This is a genomic window from Thiemannella venezuelensis (genome assembly GCF_014203605.1).
Lineage (GTDB): Bacteria > Actinomycetota > Actinomycetes > Streptosporangiales > Streptosporangiaceae > Planomonospora_A > Planomonospora_A venezuelensis.
Map to the genome: position 1 here is coordinate 684,707 of NZ_JACHJJ010000001.1, position 15,657 is coordinate 700,363.

General features: G+C 73.4%; 18 protein-coding genes. 6 read left to right on the forward strand and 12 right to left on the reverse strand.

Annotated elements, in window-relative coordinates; all coding sequences use genetic code 11:
- Positions 1 to 21 precede the first annotated feature (21 nt).
- The 11 genes from FHS22_RS03420 to FHS22_RS03470 form a co-directional block, all read right to left on the reverse strand.
- Positions 22 to 1,584, reverse strand: coding sequence for a serine/threonine-protein kinase (locus tag FHS22_RS03420; protein ID WP_184938253.1), 1,563 nt, complete (start codon positions 1,582 to 1,584; stop codon positions 22 to 24).
- Positions 1,571 to 2,575 carry a LacI family DNA-binding transcriptional regulator gene (locus tag FHS22_RS03425; RefSeq protein WP_184938255.1) on the reverse strand — a complete coding sequence of 335 codons (1,005 nt, stop codon included), beginning with the start codon at positions 2,573 to 2,575 and terminating at the stop codon, positions 1,571 to 1,573. Before FHS22_RS03425 ends, FHS22_RS03420 begins: the two co-directional genes overlap by 14 nt.
- Positions 2,576 to 2,889: 314 nt before the next feature.
- Complete coding sequence (locus tag FHS22_RS03430; RefSeq protein ID WP_184938257.1) at positions 2,890 to 3,228, reverse strand: DUF2516 family protein; 339 nt, start codon at positions 3,226 to 3,228, stop codon at positions 2,890 to 2,892.
- Positions 3,229 to 3,391: 163 nt separating this feature from the next.
- On the reverse strand, positions 3,392 to 4,225 hold the full coding sequence (locus FHS22_RS39125) for a ferric reductase-like transmembrane domain-containing protein (protein ID WP_338047566.1): 834 nt from the start codon (positions 4,223 to 4,225) through the stop codon (positions 3,392 to 3,394).
- 393 nt (positions 4,226 to 4,618) lie between these two features.
- Positions 4,619 to 5,095: a hypothetical protein gene (locus FHS22_RS03440; protein WP_184938258.1), complete on the reverse strand. Its 477-nt coding sequence runs from the start codon at positions 5,093 to 5,095 to the stop codon at positions 4,619 to 4,621.
- Between the two features lie 3 nt (positions 5,096 to 5,098).
- Positions 5,099 to 5,644 carry a helix-turn-helix domain-containing protein gene (locus FHS22_RS38885; RefSeq protein WP_184938260.1) on the reverse strand — a complete coding sequence of 182 codons (546 nt, stop codon included), beginning with the start codon at positions 5,642 to 5,644 and terminating at the stop codon, positions 5,099 to 5,101.
- A gap of 68 nt (positions 5,645 to 5,712) precedes the next feature.
- Positions 5,713 to 6,639, reverse strand: coding sequence for a M56 family metallopeptidase (locus FHS22_RS03450; RefSeq protein WP_184938262.1), 927 nt, complete (start codon positions 6,637 to 6,639; stop codon positions 5,713 to 5,715).
- The gene (locus FHS22_RS03455; protein ID WP_184938264.1) at positions 6,636 to 6,992 is read right to left on the reverse strand and encodes a BlaI/MecI/CopY family transcriptional regulator; all 357 of its coding nucleotides are present in this window, start codon (positions 6,990 to 6,992) and stop codon (positions 6,636 to 6,638) included. The genes FHS22_RS03450 and FHS22_RS03455 overlap by 4 nt, the downstream gene beginning before the upstream one ends.
- A 97-nt stretch (positions 6,993 to 7,089) precedes the next feature.
- Entirely contained in the window at positions 7,090 to 7,626 is a 537-nt protein-coding gene (locus FHS22_RS03460; protein WP_260407583.1) for a GNAT family N-acetyltransferase, read from the reverse strand.
- A gap of 114 nt (positions 7,627 to 7,740) precedes the next feature.
- Positions 7,741 to 8,547 (reverse strand): class I SAM-dependent methyltransferase, encoded by an 807-nt coding sequence (locus FHS22_RS03465; RefSeq protein WP_184938266.1) that lies wholly within the window; start codon positions 8,545 to 8,547, stop codon positions 7,741 to 7,743.
- Between the two features lie 85 nt (positions 8,548 to 8,632).
- Complete coding sequence (locus FHS22_RS03470) at positions 8,633 to 9,376, reverse strand: SDR family oxidoreductase (protein ID WP_184938268.1); 744 nt, start codon at positions 9,374 to 9,376, stop codon at positions 8,633 to 8,635.
- Between the two features lie 143 nt (positions 9,377 to 9,519).
- On the opposite strand from FHS22_RS03470, the gene mshA reads away from it, so the two are divergent.
- The 3 genes from mshA (at position 9,520) to FHS22_RS03485 (ending at position 12,096) form a co-directional block, all read left to right on the forward strand.
- Positions 9,520 to 10,758 (forward strand): D-inositol-3-phosphate glycosyltransferase, encoded by a 1,239-nt coding sequence (gene mshA, locus FHS22_RS03475; RefSeq protein ID WP_377295990.1) that lies wholly within the window; start codon positions 9,520 to 9,522, stop codon positions 10,756 to 10,758.
- Positions 10,759 to 10,836: 78 nt separating this feature from the next.
- The gene (locus tag FHS22_RS03480) at positions 10,837 to 11,325 is read left to right on the forward strand and encodes a type III secretion system chaperone family protein (protein WP_184938272.1); all 489 of its coding nucleotides are present in this window, start codon (positions 10,837 to 10,839) and stop codon (positions 11,323 to 11,325) included.
- A gap of 27 nt (positions 11,326 to 11,352) precedes the next feature.
- A complete protein-coding gene (locus FHS22_RS03485) occupies positions 11,353 to 12,096 on the forward strand; it encodes a phosphoglyceromutase (RefSeq protein WP_184938274.1) in 744 nt (247 codons plus the stop codon).
- A 147-nt stretch (positions 12,097 to 12,243) separates the two neighbouring features.
- Here the strand turns inward: FHS22_RS03485 and phoU are convergent, their stop codons facing one another.
- Positions 12,244 to 12,918: a phosphate signaling complex protein PhoU gene (gene phoU / locus FHS22_RS03490; protein ID WP_184938276.1), complete on the reverse strand. Its 675-nt coding sequence runs from the start codon at positions 12,916 to 12,918 to the stop codon at positions 12,244 to 12,246.
- Positions 12,919 to 13,077: 159 nt separating this feature from the next.
- Here phoU and FHS22_RS03495 point away from each other — a divergent pair, with 159 nt between their 5' ends.
- The 3 genes from FHS22_RS03495 to FHS22_RS03505 all read left to right on the forward strand — a co-directional run.
- Positions 13,078 to 14,250, forward strand: a complete 1,173-nt coding sequence (locus FHS22_RS03495) for a sensor histidine kinase (RefSeq protein ID WP_184938377.1) — start codon at positions 13,078 to 13,080, stop codon at positions 14,248 to 14,250.
- On the forward strand, positions 14,247 to 14,936 hold the full coding sequence (locus FHS22_RS03500; protein ID WP_184938278.1) for a response regulator transcription factor: 690 nt from the start codon (positions 14,247 to 14,249) through the stop codon (positions 14,934 to 14,936). Before FHS22_RS03495 ends, FHS22_RS03500 begins: the two co-directional genes overlap by 4 nt.
- Positions 14,937 to 15,220: 284 nt before the next feature.
- The coding region (locus FHS22_RS03505) for a transposase family protein (RefSeq protein ID WP_476704281.1) at positions 15,221 to 15,657 on the forward strand (437 nt) is incomplete at its 3' end.

Below are 15,657 nucleotides of genomic sequence, written 5' to 3' on the forward strand. Positions count from 1 at the left end.
CCTGCGCGGCCGGGACCGGGCTCACCCGGCCAGCGCGCGCGCCACGACCTCCAGCTGGTCGTCCAGAGCCTCGCGGAGCGCGCCGGGGATGGACCCCTCCCGGTACCGGTCGGCGATCTTCCCCCGGATCGGGGTGAGGTCGCGGGTGCAGCAGACGCTGCCGGCCAGCACCTGCCGCAGGTCCAGCGCCACGTCCGCGCGGATCGCCCCCGTCTTCGCGCCCCTGGCCAGCAGGGCGTTGAAGCCCTGCACGCTCTGGTGGAGCGTGGGCCGGCGCGCGTCCTCCACCATGACCATCGGCGCGGTCGGCTTCCCGGTCGCCTCCCGGGCGGGCTCCCTGGCCGGCCCGTCGACCGGCCCGTCGGCCGGCGCGGTCCGGGGGCCCGCCTCGGGGACGGGCGAGGGGGATCCGGCGGGTGACGGCTCCGTCGGGGAGGGCCGCGAGGTCGCGCCGATGGCGGAGCCGGACGGCTCGCCGGACCTGCCGGGGACACCGGCGGCCTGCACCCAGAAGAGGCCTGCCGCGGCCAGCGTCATGACCGCCGCGGCGGCCGTCCAGAACGGGTTCCCGCCCCGCGTGGCGGGCGCCGCCGGGGCGCGTGCCGTCTCCGGCCGTTCCAGGATCCCGGTCGAGGACTCCGGCCGTCCGGAGCCCCGGGGCGCGGGCTCGTGCCGTACGGAGGAGCCGGCCGCGTGGTCCGGCCGGAGCCGGGCGGTCCGGGCCCGCGCCCGGCCGGCGGGGGCGTCCGGGAGGGCGGGCAGGGCGTCTGCGAGGACGTCGGCCGCCTCCCGCGCCCCCGGCCTGTCCCATGGCGCGTGCGACAGGCAGCGCCGGCACAGCGCGGCCACCTCCGGCGGCAGCCCCGGGACGAGGAGGGCCGGTGGAGGCCCGTCCCGCCGGGCGCTCTCGATCTCCTCCCAGGTCCGCTCCGGATACGGCGTGTCACCGGTGAGCATCTCGAACAGCAGCACGCCGAGCGCGTAGACGTCGCCCGCCGGGTCGGCGGCCGTGCCGGTCAGGCGCTCGGGCGCCACATAGGGGGGCGTGCCGTACTCGCCGGTGCGGTCGTCCTGCTCCCCGATGAACGCCGCGATGCCGAAGTCGAGCAGCTTGGCGCCGTCGGCGGTCAGCAGCACGTTCTCGGCGGTGACGTCCCGGTGGACGATGCCCCGCTCGTGGGCGGTGCCCAGGACGGCGGCCAGCCTCCCGGCCACCACCACCGCCTCCTCCCACGGCAGCGGGCTCTCGTCGATCCGGTCGGCCAGCGAGCGCCCTTCGAGCAGCCGCATCACCACGTAGGCGGCGAGGCGGCCGTGGGCGGTCACGGTCTCCCCGTAGTCGTAGATCTCGATCGCGTCGGGGTGGATGAGCCGCGCGGTGGCGCGGGCCTCACGCCGGATGATCTCCCGGTCCGCGCCGAGGTCCCCGTCCAGGATCTTGATCGCGACCATCCGCTCCAGCGACTGGTCGAAGGCGCGCCAGATGACGCTCATGCCTCCCCTGCCGATCGGCTCCATCAGCAGGTACCTGCGGGCGAGCAGGTCGCCCGCGCGCAGGCCGGCGGCGGGTTCAGGCCGATTCACGGACCACCAGCTCCGTCGGTAGGACGGGGTTGTTCCTGGACGGCTCGCCCGTGCTCATCGTGCGCAGCAGCAGCCGGGTGGCCAGCGCGGCGTACTCCTCCACGGGCTGGCGCACGGTGGTCAGCGTGGGAGAGGTGCGCCGGGCGATGGGGGCGTCGTCGAAGCCGATCACGGCCACGTCGTCGGGGACCCGGCGGCCGGCCCGGCGCAGGGTCTGCACGGCGGCCGCGGCCATCACGTCGGAGGCGGCGAAGATCGCGTCCAGGCGCGGCATCCTGCGCAGCAGCCACTGCGCGGCGTGCACCCCCGAGGAGTGGGTGAAGTCGCCGTAGGCCACCGGGATCCCGGCCATCCCGGCCATGGAGAGCGTCCGGGTGAAGCCGTCGAGCCGGTCGCGGGCGGCGGGCAGTCCCGGCGGTCCGGCGATGGCGGCGATGGCCCGCCGCCCGCCCAGGAGCAGGTGCTCGGCGGCCTGCCTGCCCCCGTCGTGGTTGTCCATGTCCACGTAGGGCAGGTCGATGCCGTCGGGCAGGCGGCCAGCGCTCCGCACCGGGATGCCGGAGGCGGCCAGTGTCACCACGAGCGGGTGCCGCTCCCGCGCGCCGATCAGCAGGACGCCGTCGACGCCTCCGGCGACGAGCTGGGGGGTGGCGATGGTGGAACCGGCCGAGGGGACCGTCATCACCGTGAGCGGGATGCCGTGGCCGGCGAGCACCTCCTCCGCCGCGGTGATCATCCTGGCGTAGAAGGGCTCGGTGAACAGGCGCTGTGCGGGCTCGCAGACCACCACGGTCACCGTCTGATCGCAGCGCCGCCCTGCGCCGCCCCGGGGAGCGCGGTGCCGTACGTAACCGAGCCTGGAGATGGCGTCGTGCACCTGTCGCCGGGTCGAGGTGGCGACCCTGACAGAACCGGTAAGGACCCTGGATGCCGTCGCGGGGGACACTCCGGCTTCGGCGGCGACCTGGGCGAGGGTGGGCACGTCGGTCATAACTTCCTCCACACCTAAATGTCGTGCAGGTGGGAGCGCTCCCAGAAAACGTAGCATTGTTTCGGAGGAGTCAACAGATGTTTCCGAAAAATCACCTGATGTCTGTCAAACTCGCTTGACCCCCCAGTCAGGGCGGACGCCGTCGCCATCCCGCATGTCTACCGGTCGGGACCGAGTGAGGGCAACGTGACCCAATGTGTCGGGAAGGACGAACTATCCGGAAGGTGCCATGGAGGGGGCTCTCCCGCCGGCCGGGAGACGAGCCTGGCCGGACGGCCGCGGGGCGCGGTCGTCGTGTCCTTGCTCCGCGGGTCCTACCAGGGGCCGTAGGGCCCCGAGTTGCCGCCCTTGCCGGTCTGGCTCACGGCGGGCTTCACGTCGGCCAGGTAGATTCCGGCGGCGATGACCGCGGCGATGGCGAAGATGTTGAGCTGGCCGAGGCCGATCCCGAAGTAGCCCACGGCCGAGGCGAACGAGAACAGCGTCGCGAAGCCCAGGATGATCGTCCACAGCTTCTTGGTCTGCTTGCCGGCGACCGCGAACGCCCGCGCGGGGGTCCGGAGGGCGTGGACCAGCGCCCAGATGGACATGCCGAACGCGATGATGGCCAGGATCCAGAAGATCAGGTCCAGCACGCCGTGGATCTGGAACATGGTCACTCCAACGCGTTCGCCCTACCGACATCCACCAGCCTAGGTGATATCGCCCGCCCGCCGGTAAGGGATCACCGTACGTCCGGAACCCCGGGCGGCGGGGCTCGCGCGGGGCGGATCCGCCGGTACCGGTGCCGCAGGCGGAACCCCTCCGGCGGGATCCCTAGCAGGCGGCCGGCTCGGCGCGGATGCGGTCCCGGGGGACCCCGGCCAGGCGCAGCGCCTCGACCGAGGCGGCGGCCGTCTCGGGGGAGCCGCACAGGTAGACGTCGTGCTCGGCGATGTCGGGGACGAGCTCCAGCAGGCGGGCCGGGCTGAGCGGATCGCCGGGGCCGCCCGCGGGGCCGAGCAGGTAGTGCAGGTAGCGCCGCCGCCGCCGGGCGATGGCCTCCAGCTCGTGGGTGAGGACGAGGTCTCCGGCCGAGCGCGCCCGGTACAGCAGGGTGACGTCCCCGGGGCCGCCGGGCATCGTCTCGAACAGCGCCCGCATCGGGGCGACGCCCATCCCCCAGGCCAGCAGCAGGACCTTCCGCCGGGTACGGCTCCGCCCGGTCAGCGTGCCGAACGGCCCGCGGGCCAGGACCCTGGTGCCCGGACGGAGACGGCGCATCATCCGGGTACGGCCGCCGCGCGTGCTGACCGTGATCCGCACGGTGTCCTCCCAGATCGGGGCGGAGAGCGCGAACGGCAGCGAGACCGGCCAGAGCCGCCGGGTCAGGAAGCGCCAGCGGAAGGACTGGCCGGGCTCGAACCGGAGGGAGCCGAGGTCCTCGCCGACCATGTAGACCGAGACCACGCCCGGCCGCTCGACGAAGACCCCCGCCACGCGCAGCCGGGAGATCCCGGCCGCGCGGAGGAAGGAGACCCCGGCCGCGCGGAGGCGGGGAAGCATGACCGCGCGGAGGAGGGAGACTCCGGCCGCACGCAGGCGGGAGAACGCGGAGCGGCGCCCCACCGGAATCCGGCCCCGGATCGAGGGGCCCGCAATGCTCGACACGGCAGTACGTTATGGGAAGTCTGCCCCGCTCAGCGGCCCCTTATGGCTCCGTTAAGGAGCACTTGCGCGAGCGTTGAAGGAGGGCCGTTCCGGCGGGCCGGGCCGCCTCCCGGCGAGGCCCGCAGCGCCGGTCGAGGGCCCGGCCCGGCCGGCGACCGGGCCCTCCGGGAGGCGCGGGTTCACGCCGTCGCGGCGGCGGTGGTGGTGCGGGAGATCTCGTTGATCGAGGCCCCCATCTCCTCCGAACCGGAGGCCACGCTCTCCAGGTGGTGGGAGACGTCCCCCGCGGCGGAGGCGACGACGCCGCCGCCCGCCCGGGACCCGATCGTTGCGGGTCCCGGGCGGGCGGTCTCATGCCTGCGGCGGGCCCCGGGAGCCGGCCGGACGCGGGGGTCAGGCCTTCGCGGAGGTCTTGGCCGGGGTCCTGGGGGCGCGGGCGTTCTTCCGGGGGGCGGGGGCGGCGGCGATCGCGGGCTCGGCGGCCTCGGAGACCTCCTCCAGCTCCAGGGCGGCCTCGCCGCTCACCTGGGAGACGACCTTGCGGCCGCGGAGGGCGAACTCCTCGTAGAGCTCGGTGGCCCTGGCGGTCAGCTGGTCGGCGTAGCCGCGGGCCTTCTCGGGGAGGTCCCTGGCGTACTCCTCGGCGCGGTCGCCGAACTGCCGGGCGTAGCCCTCGGCCCGGCCCGCGAACTCCTTCGCCTTCCCGGGCAGCTCCCGGGCGACCTCGCGGACCTCCTCGCGGCGGCCCTGGAGCCTCTGGATCTGCTCGGGCAGCTCGCGGAGCTTCTCCACGGCGAAGTCGCCCGCACCGGCGACGGCGTAGAACGGCTTGGAGTCGGTCAGCTTCTTGACCTCGGTGGCCAGAGTCATGGGTTAACCTTCCTTCGTTTCCGGTGTGACGTGGCCGTTGACCTTGGGGGTCGAGGGCGCCTGGGCCTCCGTGAAAGGCTTCGGCGCGGCGAAGGGCTCCTCGGGCAGCGGCGCCTCGTCGTCCGGCGGGGAGCCGGCGTCATGCCTCCGGGGCTCCGGCTCGGAACGCGCGTTCTCAGTGGTCTGCGCGTCCGCGTCCGGGGTCCCGGACCGGTTCTCCTTGCGGAACGACTCGTAGATGTCGATCAGCACCTGGCGTTGCCGCTCGGTGATGAGGGTGTCGGCCCTGATCGCGGTCAGCACGTCGCTGTCCGGCTCGCGGTCCTCGATGAGGCCGGCCTGGACGTAGAGCGCCTGCGCGGAGATGTGCAGACCCTTGGCGATCTGGTTCAGGATCTCCGCGCTGGGTTTGCGCAGCCCGCGCTCGATCTGGCTGAGGTAGGGGTTGGAGACCCCCGCCGCGGCGGCGAGCTGGCGCAGTGAGATCTTCGCCTGCGTGCGCTGCTCGCGGATGTACTCGCCGATCGAGCCGACCTTCGGTAGTGCCATGCGTCCAGTCTGCCCCACACTGCTTGCAATTGCAAACACACTGGTTAACACCCGCTAGCGCCGAGCCGTCAGTGGGGCATCACCCAGAGCAGCGGGGCGGAGGCGGTCAGCGTGAGGGAGAAGGCCACGATGCCGTAGCGGACCGGGCCGGGCAGGAGCGGGCCGGGGGTGATCAGGCGCTCGACCCGGGCCATCACCGCGGAGGCCGGGGTGGCGGCGCCCAGGGCCCCGTGCGGGGTGGGGATGGCGCCGGCGGCGCCGAAGCGGAGCAGGGCGGTGGCCAGCCGGCGCGGCGAGCAGTAGCGCCGCGCGACGTCGTCGGCGGCCATCTCCACCAGCAGGCCGACCTCCCGCTGGGCGTCCTCGACCGTGCGGGACCAGGGAAGCGCCCTGCGCAGCGCGGCGAACGGCAGCAGGACCAGGTCGTGCCGCTCGCGGACGTGGGCCGCCTCGTGGGCCAGCACCGCGGTCAGCTCGGCGGAGGAGAGCAGTTGCAGGGTCCCCTTGCTGACCACGACCTGGGAGCGGAGCCCGGGCACGCAGTAGGCGGCGGCGGCGGGGTGGTCGACCACCCGCACTCCGGGCACCTCGGGGTCCTCGCGGGCGACGAGCGCCAGCAGCGTGCGGTGCCGTCGGCGGGCCCGCAGGGTCTGCGCGCCCGCGGTGAGGAGCACCACGACCAGGACGGAGAGCGTGGTCAGCCCGGCGATGAGAGCGAAGATCCTCGGCAGGTCGTACGGCTCGGGCGTGCCGTACCCCCCTTCGACGGCCGAGACGGCGAAGGCGTGCAGGCCGTACAGCACGCCCCGGCCGTAGGGCTCCAGGGCGTAGGCGAGCAGGGCCCCGGTCCCGGCCAGGCCCCAGGTCACCCCCAGTGCCTGCCACAGGACGATGGCCACGTGGGGGGCGCGGTAGGTCCACCGCGCCCTGGCCAGCCGCCAGGCTCCGACCGCGCAGACCAGGGCGAGGGACGCCATGGCCGCCGCGGTGATCACTCGTCCTCCAGCTCCGTCAACGCTCTCCGCAGGATCTCGGCCTCGGGGCCGGAGACGGCCTGGGCGAAGCGAGTCAGGGCGGCCGACCGGTCGCCGGTCAGGTCGAGCGCCTCAAGCATAAGCTCGGCGACGTAGCCGTCGCGGCTCTCCGCGGGTTCGTACCGCCACGCGCGACCGTCGCGGGTGCGCTTCAGGAACCCCTTGCGGGTCAGCCGGTCGAGAACGGTCATCACCGTCGTGGGCGCGAGATCCCGCTCCGCGATGAGCCGTCCCACCTCGCGGGCCGTCACCGCCGAGGACTGCGCCCAGATGACGTCCATGATGCCGCGCTCAAGTTCACCGAGACCCTTCACACTGTAAGACTAACTCCCCACCACGACGGGTAGTACTACGGGCTGTCGAGTTTCGTTCTCCCGGTGCGGCCGGGCCCGCCGTACGGCCGCGGCCCCGTCAGAGGAGTTTCACCATGTAGATCTCGTCGCGGTCGTCGCCGGGCGCCACCCGGATGGCCCGGGGGACGCGGCCGACCTCGGTGTAGCCCAGGCCCGCGTAGAAGCGGTCGGTGCCGGTGCCGCCCCGGACGGTCAGGTGGAGCGCCTCCAGGCCGAGGCCGCGGGCGGCGTCGTCGGCGGCGCGCAGGAGCCGGGCGCCGTAGCCCCGCCCCTGGTGCTTGGGGTGGACCATCACCCGCAGGAGCCAGCGCCAGTGGGACCGGAGCGGGGACCCGGTGTCGCCGATGATCAGCCAGCAGGCGACCCGGCCGTCCTCGCCGAAGCCGGCCAGCAGGTGGTCGGGGCCGCCGCCGCAGCGGGCGAACGCGCGCTCGGCGGTCGGGCGGACGTCGTCGGGGGTCACCGGCGGCACGAACCCGACGGCGCCGCCCGCGTTGCTCACGTCGGTCCAGACCTCGACGAGCTCGTCGACGAGCTCGGGGGTCAGCTCGGGGTCCGTCACGAAGCGCAGCTGGGACATGGGCAGGTGGGACATGGTTGGAGACCTTAGCGGCACGCCCGGGCGCGGACGGGAGCGGCCGGTGCCGTCACCCCGTCACCTGGCCGAACCCCGGGTGAACACGACCGCCGGGCGGGTGCCGTTCCGCGGTCATTCCCCGCGGGCGGGGGCCACCGCGTCCCACGCGACGGTCACCTCGCCCAGCCGCCACCGCCCCCGCCCGCCCAGCGGAGGGCGGCGGTGGACCGGCCAGGCCGCGGCGAGCGCCTCCACCGCGGCGATCCAGCGCTGCCGCGCGCCGTGGGGGGCCAGCGGGGCGCTGACCGCCCAGGCGCGGTCGAAGTCGCGGAGGAAGGCGTGGACCGGCTCGCCGGGGACGTTGCGGTGGATGAGCGTCTTGGGCAGCCGCTCGGCCAGGTCGGAGGGGCGCTCGAAGGCGCCGAAGCGGGCCGAGAGGGTCAGGGTCCGCGGCCCGGAGGCGTCCAGCCCGGCCCAGGCGGCGCGGTGCCCCACCTCCGAGCAGGTCCCCTCCACGACCACCCCGCCGGGGGCGAGCCGGGACCTGAGCAGATCCCAGTAGTCCCACGCCTGCGCCTCGCCGTACTGCCGCAGCACGTTGAAGGCCCGCACGAGCAGCGGCGGCCGGTCCACCGGCAGCTCGAAGCCGCCCAGCCGGAACGTCAGGCCCTCGGTCTCGTACGGCTTGGCGGCGGCCACCCGGGCCGGGTCGATCTCGATCCCGACGACCTCGGCCCCGGGGCAGACGCGGCGCAGCCGCAGGAACAGCTCCAGCGTCGTGGTGTGCGAGGCCCCGTAGCCGAGGTCCACCACCAGCGGCCGGCCCGCCGAGCGCAGCAGCGGCCCGTGCACGGCGGTGATCCAGCGGTCGGAGCGGCGCAGCCGGTTGTGGCCGGTCGTCCCCCTGGTGATCTCGCCGACCGGCCTCCTGGAGCGCATCCCCCCATTGTCGGGCGGTCGCGGCCGTCCCCGGACCGGGCGGCCGGTCCCGCGGCGGATACGGGGACCGGCCGGGCCCGCGCGGTCAGGGGGTGACGCGGTGGATCTTGTGCTGGGCGGCCTGGGCGCGGGGGCGGATGACCAGGCGGTCGATGTTCACGTGCGCGGGGCGGGTGACGCACCAGGCGATGGCGTCGGCCACGTCGTCGGCGGAGAGCGGGTCGGGGACGCCCTGGTAGATCTTCCCGGCCCGGTCCGCGTCGCCGCGGAAGCGGTTCAGTGAGAACTCCTCGGTGTGCACCATGCCGGGCGCGACCTCGACGACGCGGACCGGCTGCCCGCACAGCTCCAGCCGGAGCACCTCGGTCATCGAGGTCTGCGCGTGCTTGGCGGCGTTGTAGCCGCCGCCGCCCTCGTAGGAGACGAGCCCGGCCACCGAGGTCAGCATCAGCAGCACCCCGTCCCCGGAGGCGACGAGCTTGGGCAGCAGCGCCTGGGTGACCCGGAGCGAGCCGATCACGTTGGTCTCGTACATCCGCCGCCAGTCGGCCGCGTCCCCGGTGGCCACCGGCTCCAGGCCGATCGCGCCGCCGGCGTTGTTGACCAGCACGTCGCAGCGGTCCAGTGAGGCGGCCAGCTCCGCCACCGACGCGTCGGAGGTCACGTCCAGGGTCACCGGGCGGACGCCGGGCACCTCGGCGGCCAGCTCGTCCAGCCGCTCCCTGCGGCGCGCGGCGGCGACCACGTCGAAGCCCTCGGAGGCCAGGCGGCGCGCCGTCGCCCGGCCGATGCCGCTGCTGGCTCCCGTCACCACTGCTGTCTTCGTCATGGCTCGCCATCCTGCCAGGGAGGCGCGCCCCGCCTCTCTGGGGGTCATATGTCGGGAATGTCGGCACGGGGCGGGTAGTTGTATCCGTCTCGGAGGTGGTGTCGGTGAAGCGACGACGGGTCGGCCGAGTCGCGACGATCAGCATGCACACGTCTCCCCTGGACCAGCCGGGGACCGGGGACGCGGGCGGGATGAACGTCTACATCGTGGAGGCGGCCAAGCGCCTGGCCCAGCTGGGGATCGAGGTGGAGATCTTCACCCGGCAGACGGCCAGGGACCTGCCGCCGGTCGCCGAGATCGCCCCGGGGGTCTCGGTCAGGCACGTCACGGCGGGGCCGTACGAGGAACTGGACAAGGGCGACCTGCCCGGCCAGCTCTGCGCCTTCCTCTCCGGCGTGCTGCGCACCGAGGCCACGTACGACCCGGGCCGCTACGACGTCATCCACTCCCACTACTGGCTCTCCGGGCAGGTGGGCTGGCTGGCCAAGGAGCGCTGGGGCGTCCCGCTGGTGCACACCATGCACACCATGGCCAAGGTCAAGAACCTCCTGCTCGCCGAGGACGACAGGCCCGAGCCCGCCGCCCGCGTGTGCGGCGAGGAGCAGGTCGTCGAGATCGCCGACCGGCTGGTGGCCAACACGCCGACCGAGGCGCGGGAACTCGTCGACCTGTACGGCGCCGCCCCCGGCCGCGTCGAGGTCGTCAACCCCGGAGTGAACCTCACGGTCTTCCAGCCCGGCTCCAAGGAGACCTCCCGGCACCGGCTGGGCCTCCCGCGGGACGCCCGCGTCCTGCTGTTCGTGGGCCGGGTGCAGCCGCTCAAGGGCCCGGACGTGCTGCTGCGCGCCGCCGCCCGGCTGCTCGTCGAGGACCCCTCCCTGCGGGGGAGGCTGGTCGTCGCCTGCGTCGGCGGGCCCAGCGGGAACGGCCTGGCCCGGCCCTCCTACCTGACCGACCTGGCCGTGCACCTGGGCATCTCCGACGTGGTCAGGATCGTGCCCCCGGCCCCGCAGCACGAGCTGGCCGACTGGTACCGCGCGGCCGACGTGACCGTCGTCCCCTCGCACAGCGAGTCGTTCGGCCTGGTCGCCCTGGAGTCCCAGGCCTGCGGCACCCCGGTCGCCGCGGCGTCCGTGGGCGGCCTGCGCACCGCCGTACGGGACGGGGTGTCGGGGGTGCTCGTCGACGGGCACGACCCGCACGACTGGGCGCAGGTGCTCCGCAGGTTCGTGCGGGAGCACGCCTGGTGCGACACGCTGTCGGCCGGGGCGGTCACCCAGGCCGCCGCCTTCGGCTGGTCGGCCACCGCGGCCCGGCTCGCGGAGGTCTACGCGGGGGCCATGGCCAACCTGCACCGCTCCCCGATCGCGGTGAACTCCTGAGGGCCCGCGGCGCGGTCCACGGCGGGTCCCCGCGGGATCGCCGTGAACCGCGCCGCGGTGAGCTCGTAGGGTGAGGCCATGCGCGAAGTGATCGAGGCGGCGCTCAAGGGCGCAGAGGTCTCCTTCGAGGAGCCGCGTCCGGGGGCCTTCCTGGTGAAGCTCCCCGGCCAGCACAAGCTCGCCACCATGACCTGGCTGATCATCGGGGACCAGGCGCTGCACGTGGAGGCGTTCTTCTGCCGCCAGCCCGACGAGAACCACGAGGCCTTCTACCGCTGGCTGCTCACCAAGAACGGCTCCATGTACGGCGTGCACTTCGCCCTGGACCCGACCGGTGACGTCTACCTGGTGGGGCGCGTCCCGCTGGCGGCGGTCTCGGAGGAGGAGGTCGACCGGTTGCTCGGCTGCGTGCTGACCTACTCCGACGAGGGCTTCGACCGGGCGCTGGAGCTGGGCTTCGCCTCCTCCATCCGCAAGGAGTGGGCCTGGCGGGCCAGGCGCGGCGAGTCCCTCGCCAACCTCCGGGCCTTCGCCCGCTTCGCCGACCCCGACGCGGAGCGCGGCTGATCCACGGCGCTCGCTAGGCTTGGGCGCATGGCGACTTTGGTGCTGCTGCGGCACGGTGAGAGCGAGTGGAACGCCAAGGGTCTGTTCACCGGGTGGGTGGACGCGGGGCTCTCGGCCAAGGGCGAGGAGGAGGCGCGGCGCGGCGGGCGGCTGATGCTGGAGGCCGGGGTGCGCCCGGACGTGGTGCACACCTCGCTGATGACCCGGGCGATCCAGACGGCGAACCTCGCACTGGGCGCGGCCGACCTGCTCTGGCTCCCGGTCAAGCGCTCCTGGCGGCTCAACGAGCGCCACTACGGCGCCCTGCAGGGCAAGAACAAGGCGCAGACGCGCGAGCAGTTCGGCGACGAGCAGTTCATGCTCTGGCGCCGCTCCTACGACGTCCCGCCGCCGCCGATCGACGACGACGACGAGTTCTCCCAGGTCGGCGACGCGCGCTACGCGCTGCTGCCCAAGGACCTGATGCCGAGGACGGAGTGCCTCAAGGACGTCGTCGAGCGCATGCTGCCGTACTGGTACGACAGCATCGTCCCCGACCTGTCGGCGGGCCGGACCGTCCTGGTCGCCGCGCACGGCAACTCGCTGCGCGCCCTGGTCAAGCACCTGGACGGGATCGGCGACGAGGAGATCGCCGGGCTGAACATCCCCACCGGCATCCCGCTCCGCTACGAGCTGGACGCCGACTTCCGCCCCGTCACCAAGGGCGGGCTGTACCTCGACCCCGAGGCCGCCGCGGCCGCCATCGAGGCCGTGGCCAACCAGGGCAGGTGACGTCCGCGCCGCGCGACGCGGAGAAGGGGCCCGCTCGGACGAGCGGGCCCCTTCTCGTATCCATGCGACCGGGTGGCGGCGGCGCCGCGGGCGGCGAGGGGGCGCCGGTGCCTGAACCGGCGAGCGGACGGGCGACGGCGGCGCTCGTCAGCGCGCGAGCCGCGACGCGTCAGCGTCGCCGTGAGGACGTGAGCCGGTCACCAGGTAGACCACGTCGCGGGCGACGCGGACCGCGTGGTCGGCGTAGCGCTCGTAGTAGCGGCCGATCAGCGTCACGTCGATGGCCGGCTCGACGCCGTGCCTCCAGTCGGGCGCCATCAGGACCCGGAACAGCCTGCGGTGCAGCTTGTCCATCGCGTCGTCGTCGTGCTCCAGCTCCAGCGCCGACTCCACGTCCCGCGAGGCGATGCAGCTGCCGGTCTTGGTGACCAGGCGCTCGGCGATCTGGCCCATCTCCAGGATCGTCGCGCGCAGCTCCGGCGGGATCGCCGAGTCGGGGTGGCGCAGCCGGGCGACCTTGGCCACGTGCTGGGCCAGGTCGCCCATCCGCTCCAGGTCGGTGCCCATCCGCAGAGCCGTGATGATCATTCTGAGGTCCACGGCCACCGGCTGCTGCCGGGCCATCAGATCGAAGATCGACGCTTCGATCTCCGCGAAGAGCCGGTCCACCTCCGCGTCCCGGGAGATGACGCTCTCCGCCAGTTCGAGGTCGGAGTCCAGCAGGGCGGTGGTGGCACGGGCGATCGCCGACCTCACCAGCCGGGTCATCTCGACCAGCTTGACGGTGAGGGCGTCGAGGTCTTCGTGGTAGGCGTCACGCATGGGTCTCACCGTACGTGCGCGTCAGTGAACGAACCCCGACCGTAAAATGAACTTTGCGGGAAAGGCCATGGTCATACCCCTCTGAGCCGTCTCGAAAGGGCAAAGCCCCGCCTACCATCGAGGCGTGAATCCGACGGGGAGGACCATGTGAGTGAGCTGATGGCGAGCCTGGCCGCGCTGGCCGGCTTCGTCGTGGGAGCACTGGCCGTGATGGTCGTCCGCCAGAACGCGGGACAGCAGCGGGCGATGACCCCGGTCGACGACGTCGAACCGGGCGCGTTGCCGCAGGGGGTCGCCTCCGTGCTGGCCGTCCTGCCGTCCTCGGCGGTCGTGCTCGACAAGGAGGACCGGGTGCTGCGGGCCAGCTCGGCCGCGCGGGCCTTCGGCCTGGTCAAGGGCGACCACATGATGGCGGCCGAGCTGCTCGCGCTGGCCAGGCAGGTGCGCAGGGACGGCGAGATCCGGGAGAGCGAGATCGAGGTGGCCGGGCACAAGTTCGGCCAGGAGTCGACCAACTTCGCGGTCCGCGTCGCTCCGCTGGGTTCCCACGGGCAGGTGCTCGTGCTCGCCGAGGACCAGACCGAGTACCACCGGGTGGAGGCGGTCCGCCGGGACTTCGTGGCCAACGTGAGCCACGAGCTCAAGACGCCCGTCGGCGCGCTGAGCCTGCTGGCCGAGACCATCCAGGACGCCGCCGACGACCCGGAGGCGGTCACCCGCTTCGCCGGGCGCATGCAGCACGAGGCCGCCCGCCTGACCTACCTGGTCCAGGACCTCATCACGCTCTCCCGGATCCAGGGAGCCGAGCCGGTCCCCACCCCCGGCCCGGTCCCGGTCGACGAGGCCGTGCACGACGCGATCGACCGCTGCAACACCACGGCGGCGTCCAAGGACATCACCCTGGCCGCGGGTGGCGCGGAGGGCCTGCAGATCTGGGGTGACGAGGAGCTCCTCGTCACCGCGCTGCGCAACCTCATCGACAACGCGGTCGCCTACAGCCCCGAGCACACCCGGGTCGTGGTCAGCGCCCGGCCCGCGGGCGACGCCGTCGAGGTCAGCGTGAGCGACCAGGGCATCGGCATCCCGGAGAGCGCCCAGGAGCGGATCTTCGAGCGGTTCTTCCGCGTCGACACCGCCCGCTCCCGCGCCACCGGCGGCACCGGCCTCGGCCTGGCCATCGTCAAGCACGTCGCCGCCGCCCACAACGGCACGGTGACGGTGTGGAGCAAGGAAGGCTCCGGCTCCACCTTCACGCTCCGCCTGCCCGCCTTCGGCGGCACGGCGGTCCCGGTAACACCCAGCACCACGACCCCTCTGGAGGCCGCGCAGTGACCCGCGTGCTCGTTGTCGAGGACGAGGAATCGTTCTCCGACGCCCTGTCGTACATGCTGCGCAAGGAGGGCTTCGAGGTCGCGGTGGCGACCACCGGGCCCGAGGCGCTGGAGGCCTTCGACCGCAACGGCGCCGACCTGGTGCTGCTGGACCTGATGCTGCCGGGCCTGCCCGGCACCGAGGTCTGCCGCTCCCTGCGCCAGCGCTCCAACGTGCCCGTCATCATGCTGACCGCCAAGGACAGCGAGATCGACAAGGTCGTGGGGCTGGAGCTCGGCGCCGACGACTACGTGACCAAGCCGTTCTCCTCCCGCGAGCTGGTGGCCCGCATGCGCGCGGTGCTGCGCCGCCAGGGCGACGTGGAGGAACTGGAGTCGGCCGTGCTGGCCGCCGGGCCGGTCCGGATGGACGTCGACCGGCACATCGTCGCCGTCCGGGGCGATCAGGTGCAGCTCCCGCTGAAGGAGTTCGAGCTGCTGGAGGTGCTGCTGCGCAACGCCGGCCGGGTGCTCACCCGGGGACAGCTCATCGACCGCGTCTGGGGCGCCGACTACGTGGGCGACACCAAGACCCTGGACGTCCACGTCAAGCGGCTCCGCGCCAAGGTGGAGGCCGACCCCTCCAACCCGCGCTGCATCCTCACGGTCCGCGGTCTGGGCTACAAGTTCGACCCCGCCGACGAGTAGGCCCCGCCGGGCGCGGCGCAGGGGGTGTACGGCTCGCGCGAGCCGTACACCCCCTGCGCGTGTCGCGGCGCCTTCGGGGCCGCCGGGCCGCCGGGCCGTCCTGGGCCTAGACGAGTAAGTCCTAAAGCTGAGAGCGGGTACGGCGACGCCTACCAGCTGAGGAGCCCACCCGTGAGGCGCGTCCGTGGTGGGACGGGTGTCGCCCACCCGGGCCGTGCCCCAGGACAGCTGAACCTGTCCTCCACGCCAGGACACCGACGACGAAGGGTGTTGAGGATCGATGTGTGACCAACGACCTCAACACCCTTCTGACCGCACTCTACGTCAGGATCGATGACTGGCTCACCACCACGGGCCGCCCGGCCCGCCTGGGCCGCCCACCACGCCTGACCGACGCCGAACTGCTCACCGTGGCCATCGCCCAAGCCCTGCTCGGCATCCGCTCCGAAGCCCGCTGGCTGCGCTTCCTTCCCCGCCACCTGCCCGGCGCCTTCCCCTACCTGCCCGGCCAGTCCGGCTACAACAAGCGCCTGCGCCACGCGCTGCCCCTGCTCCAGCGCACCATCATCGCCCTGGCCCGCGACAGCGACCTGTGGGCCGACCCGATCTGGGTCGTCGACTCCACCCCCGTCGAATGCGGCCGCTCGCGTCCCACCGCGCAGCGCTCGCACCTGGCCGGCTGGGCCGGCTACGGCTACTGCCGCTCCCACTCGCGCTACTT

What these genes read in the sequence shown, in the direction of transcription:
- FHS22_RS38885 (WP_184938260.1), bottom strand. Translation starts at nt 5,644, where the DNA reads ATGGCACTACCGAAGGTCGGCTCGATCGGCGAGTACATCCGCGAGCAG.
- FHS22_RS03470 (WP_184938268.1), bottom strand. Translation starts at nt 9,376, where the DNA reads ATGACGAAGACAGCAGTGGTGACGGGAGCCAGCAGCGGCATCGGCCGG.
- FHS22_RS03460 (WP_260407583.1), bottom strand. Translation starts at nt 7,626, where the DNA reads ATGTCCCACCTGCCCATGTCCCAGCTGCGCTTCGTGACGGACCCCGAG.
- FHS22_RS03440 (WP_184938258.1), bottom strand. Translation starts at nt 5,095, where the DNA reads ATGACTCTGGCCACCGAGGTCAAGAAGCTGACCGACTCCAAGCCGTTC.
- mshA (WP_377295990.1), top strand. Translation starts at nt 9,520, where the DNA reads ATGCACACGTCTCCCCTGGACCAGCCGGGGACCGGGGACGCGGGCGGG.
- FHS22_RS03465 (WP_184938266.1), bottom strand. Translation starts at nt 8,547, where the DNA reads ATGCGCTCCAGGAGGCCGGTCGGCGAGATCACCAGGGGGACGACCGGC.
- FHS22_RS03495 (WP_184938377.1), top strand. Translation starts at nt 13,078, where the DNA reads ATGGCGAGCCTGGCCGCGCTGGCCGGCTTCGTCGTGGGAGCACTGGCC.
- FHS22_RS03425 (WP_184938255.1), bottom strand. Translation starts at nt 2,575, where the DNA reads ATGACCGACGTGCCCACCCTCGCCCAGGTCGCCGCCGAAGCCGGAGTG.
- phoU (WP_184938276.1), bottom strand. Translation starts at nt 12,918, where the DNA reads ATGCGTGACGCCTACCACGAAGACCTCGACGCCCTCACCGTCAAGCTG.
- FHS22_RS03480 (WP_184938272.1), top strand. Translation starts at nt 10,837, where the DNA reads ATGCGCGAAGTGATCGAGGCGGCGCTCAAGGGCGCAGAGGTCTCCTTC.
- FHS22_RS03430 (WP_184938257.1), bottom strand. Translation starts at nt 3,228, where the DNA reads ATGTTCCAGATCCACGGCGTGCTGGACCTGATCTTCTGGATCCTGGCC.
- FHS22_RS03485 (WP_184938274.1), top strand. Translation starts at nt 11,353, where the DNA reads ATGGCGACTTTGGTGCTGCTGCGGCACGGTGAGAGCGAGTGGAACGCC.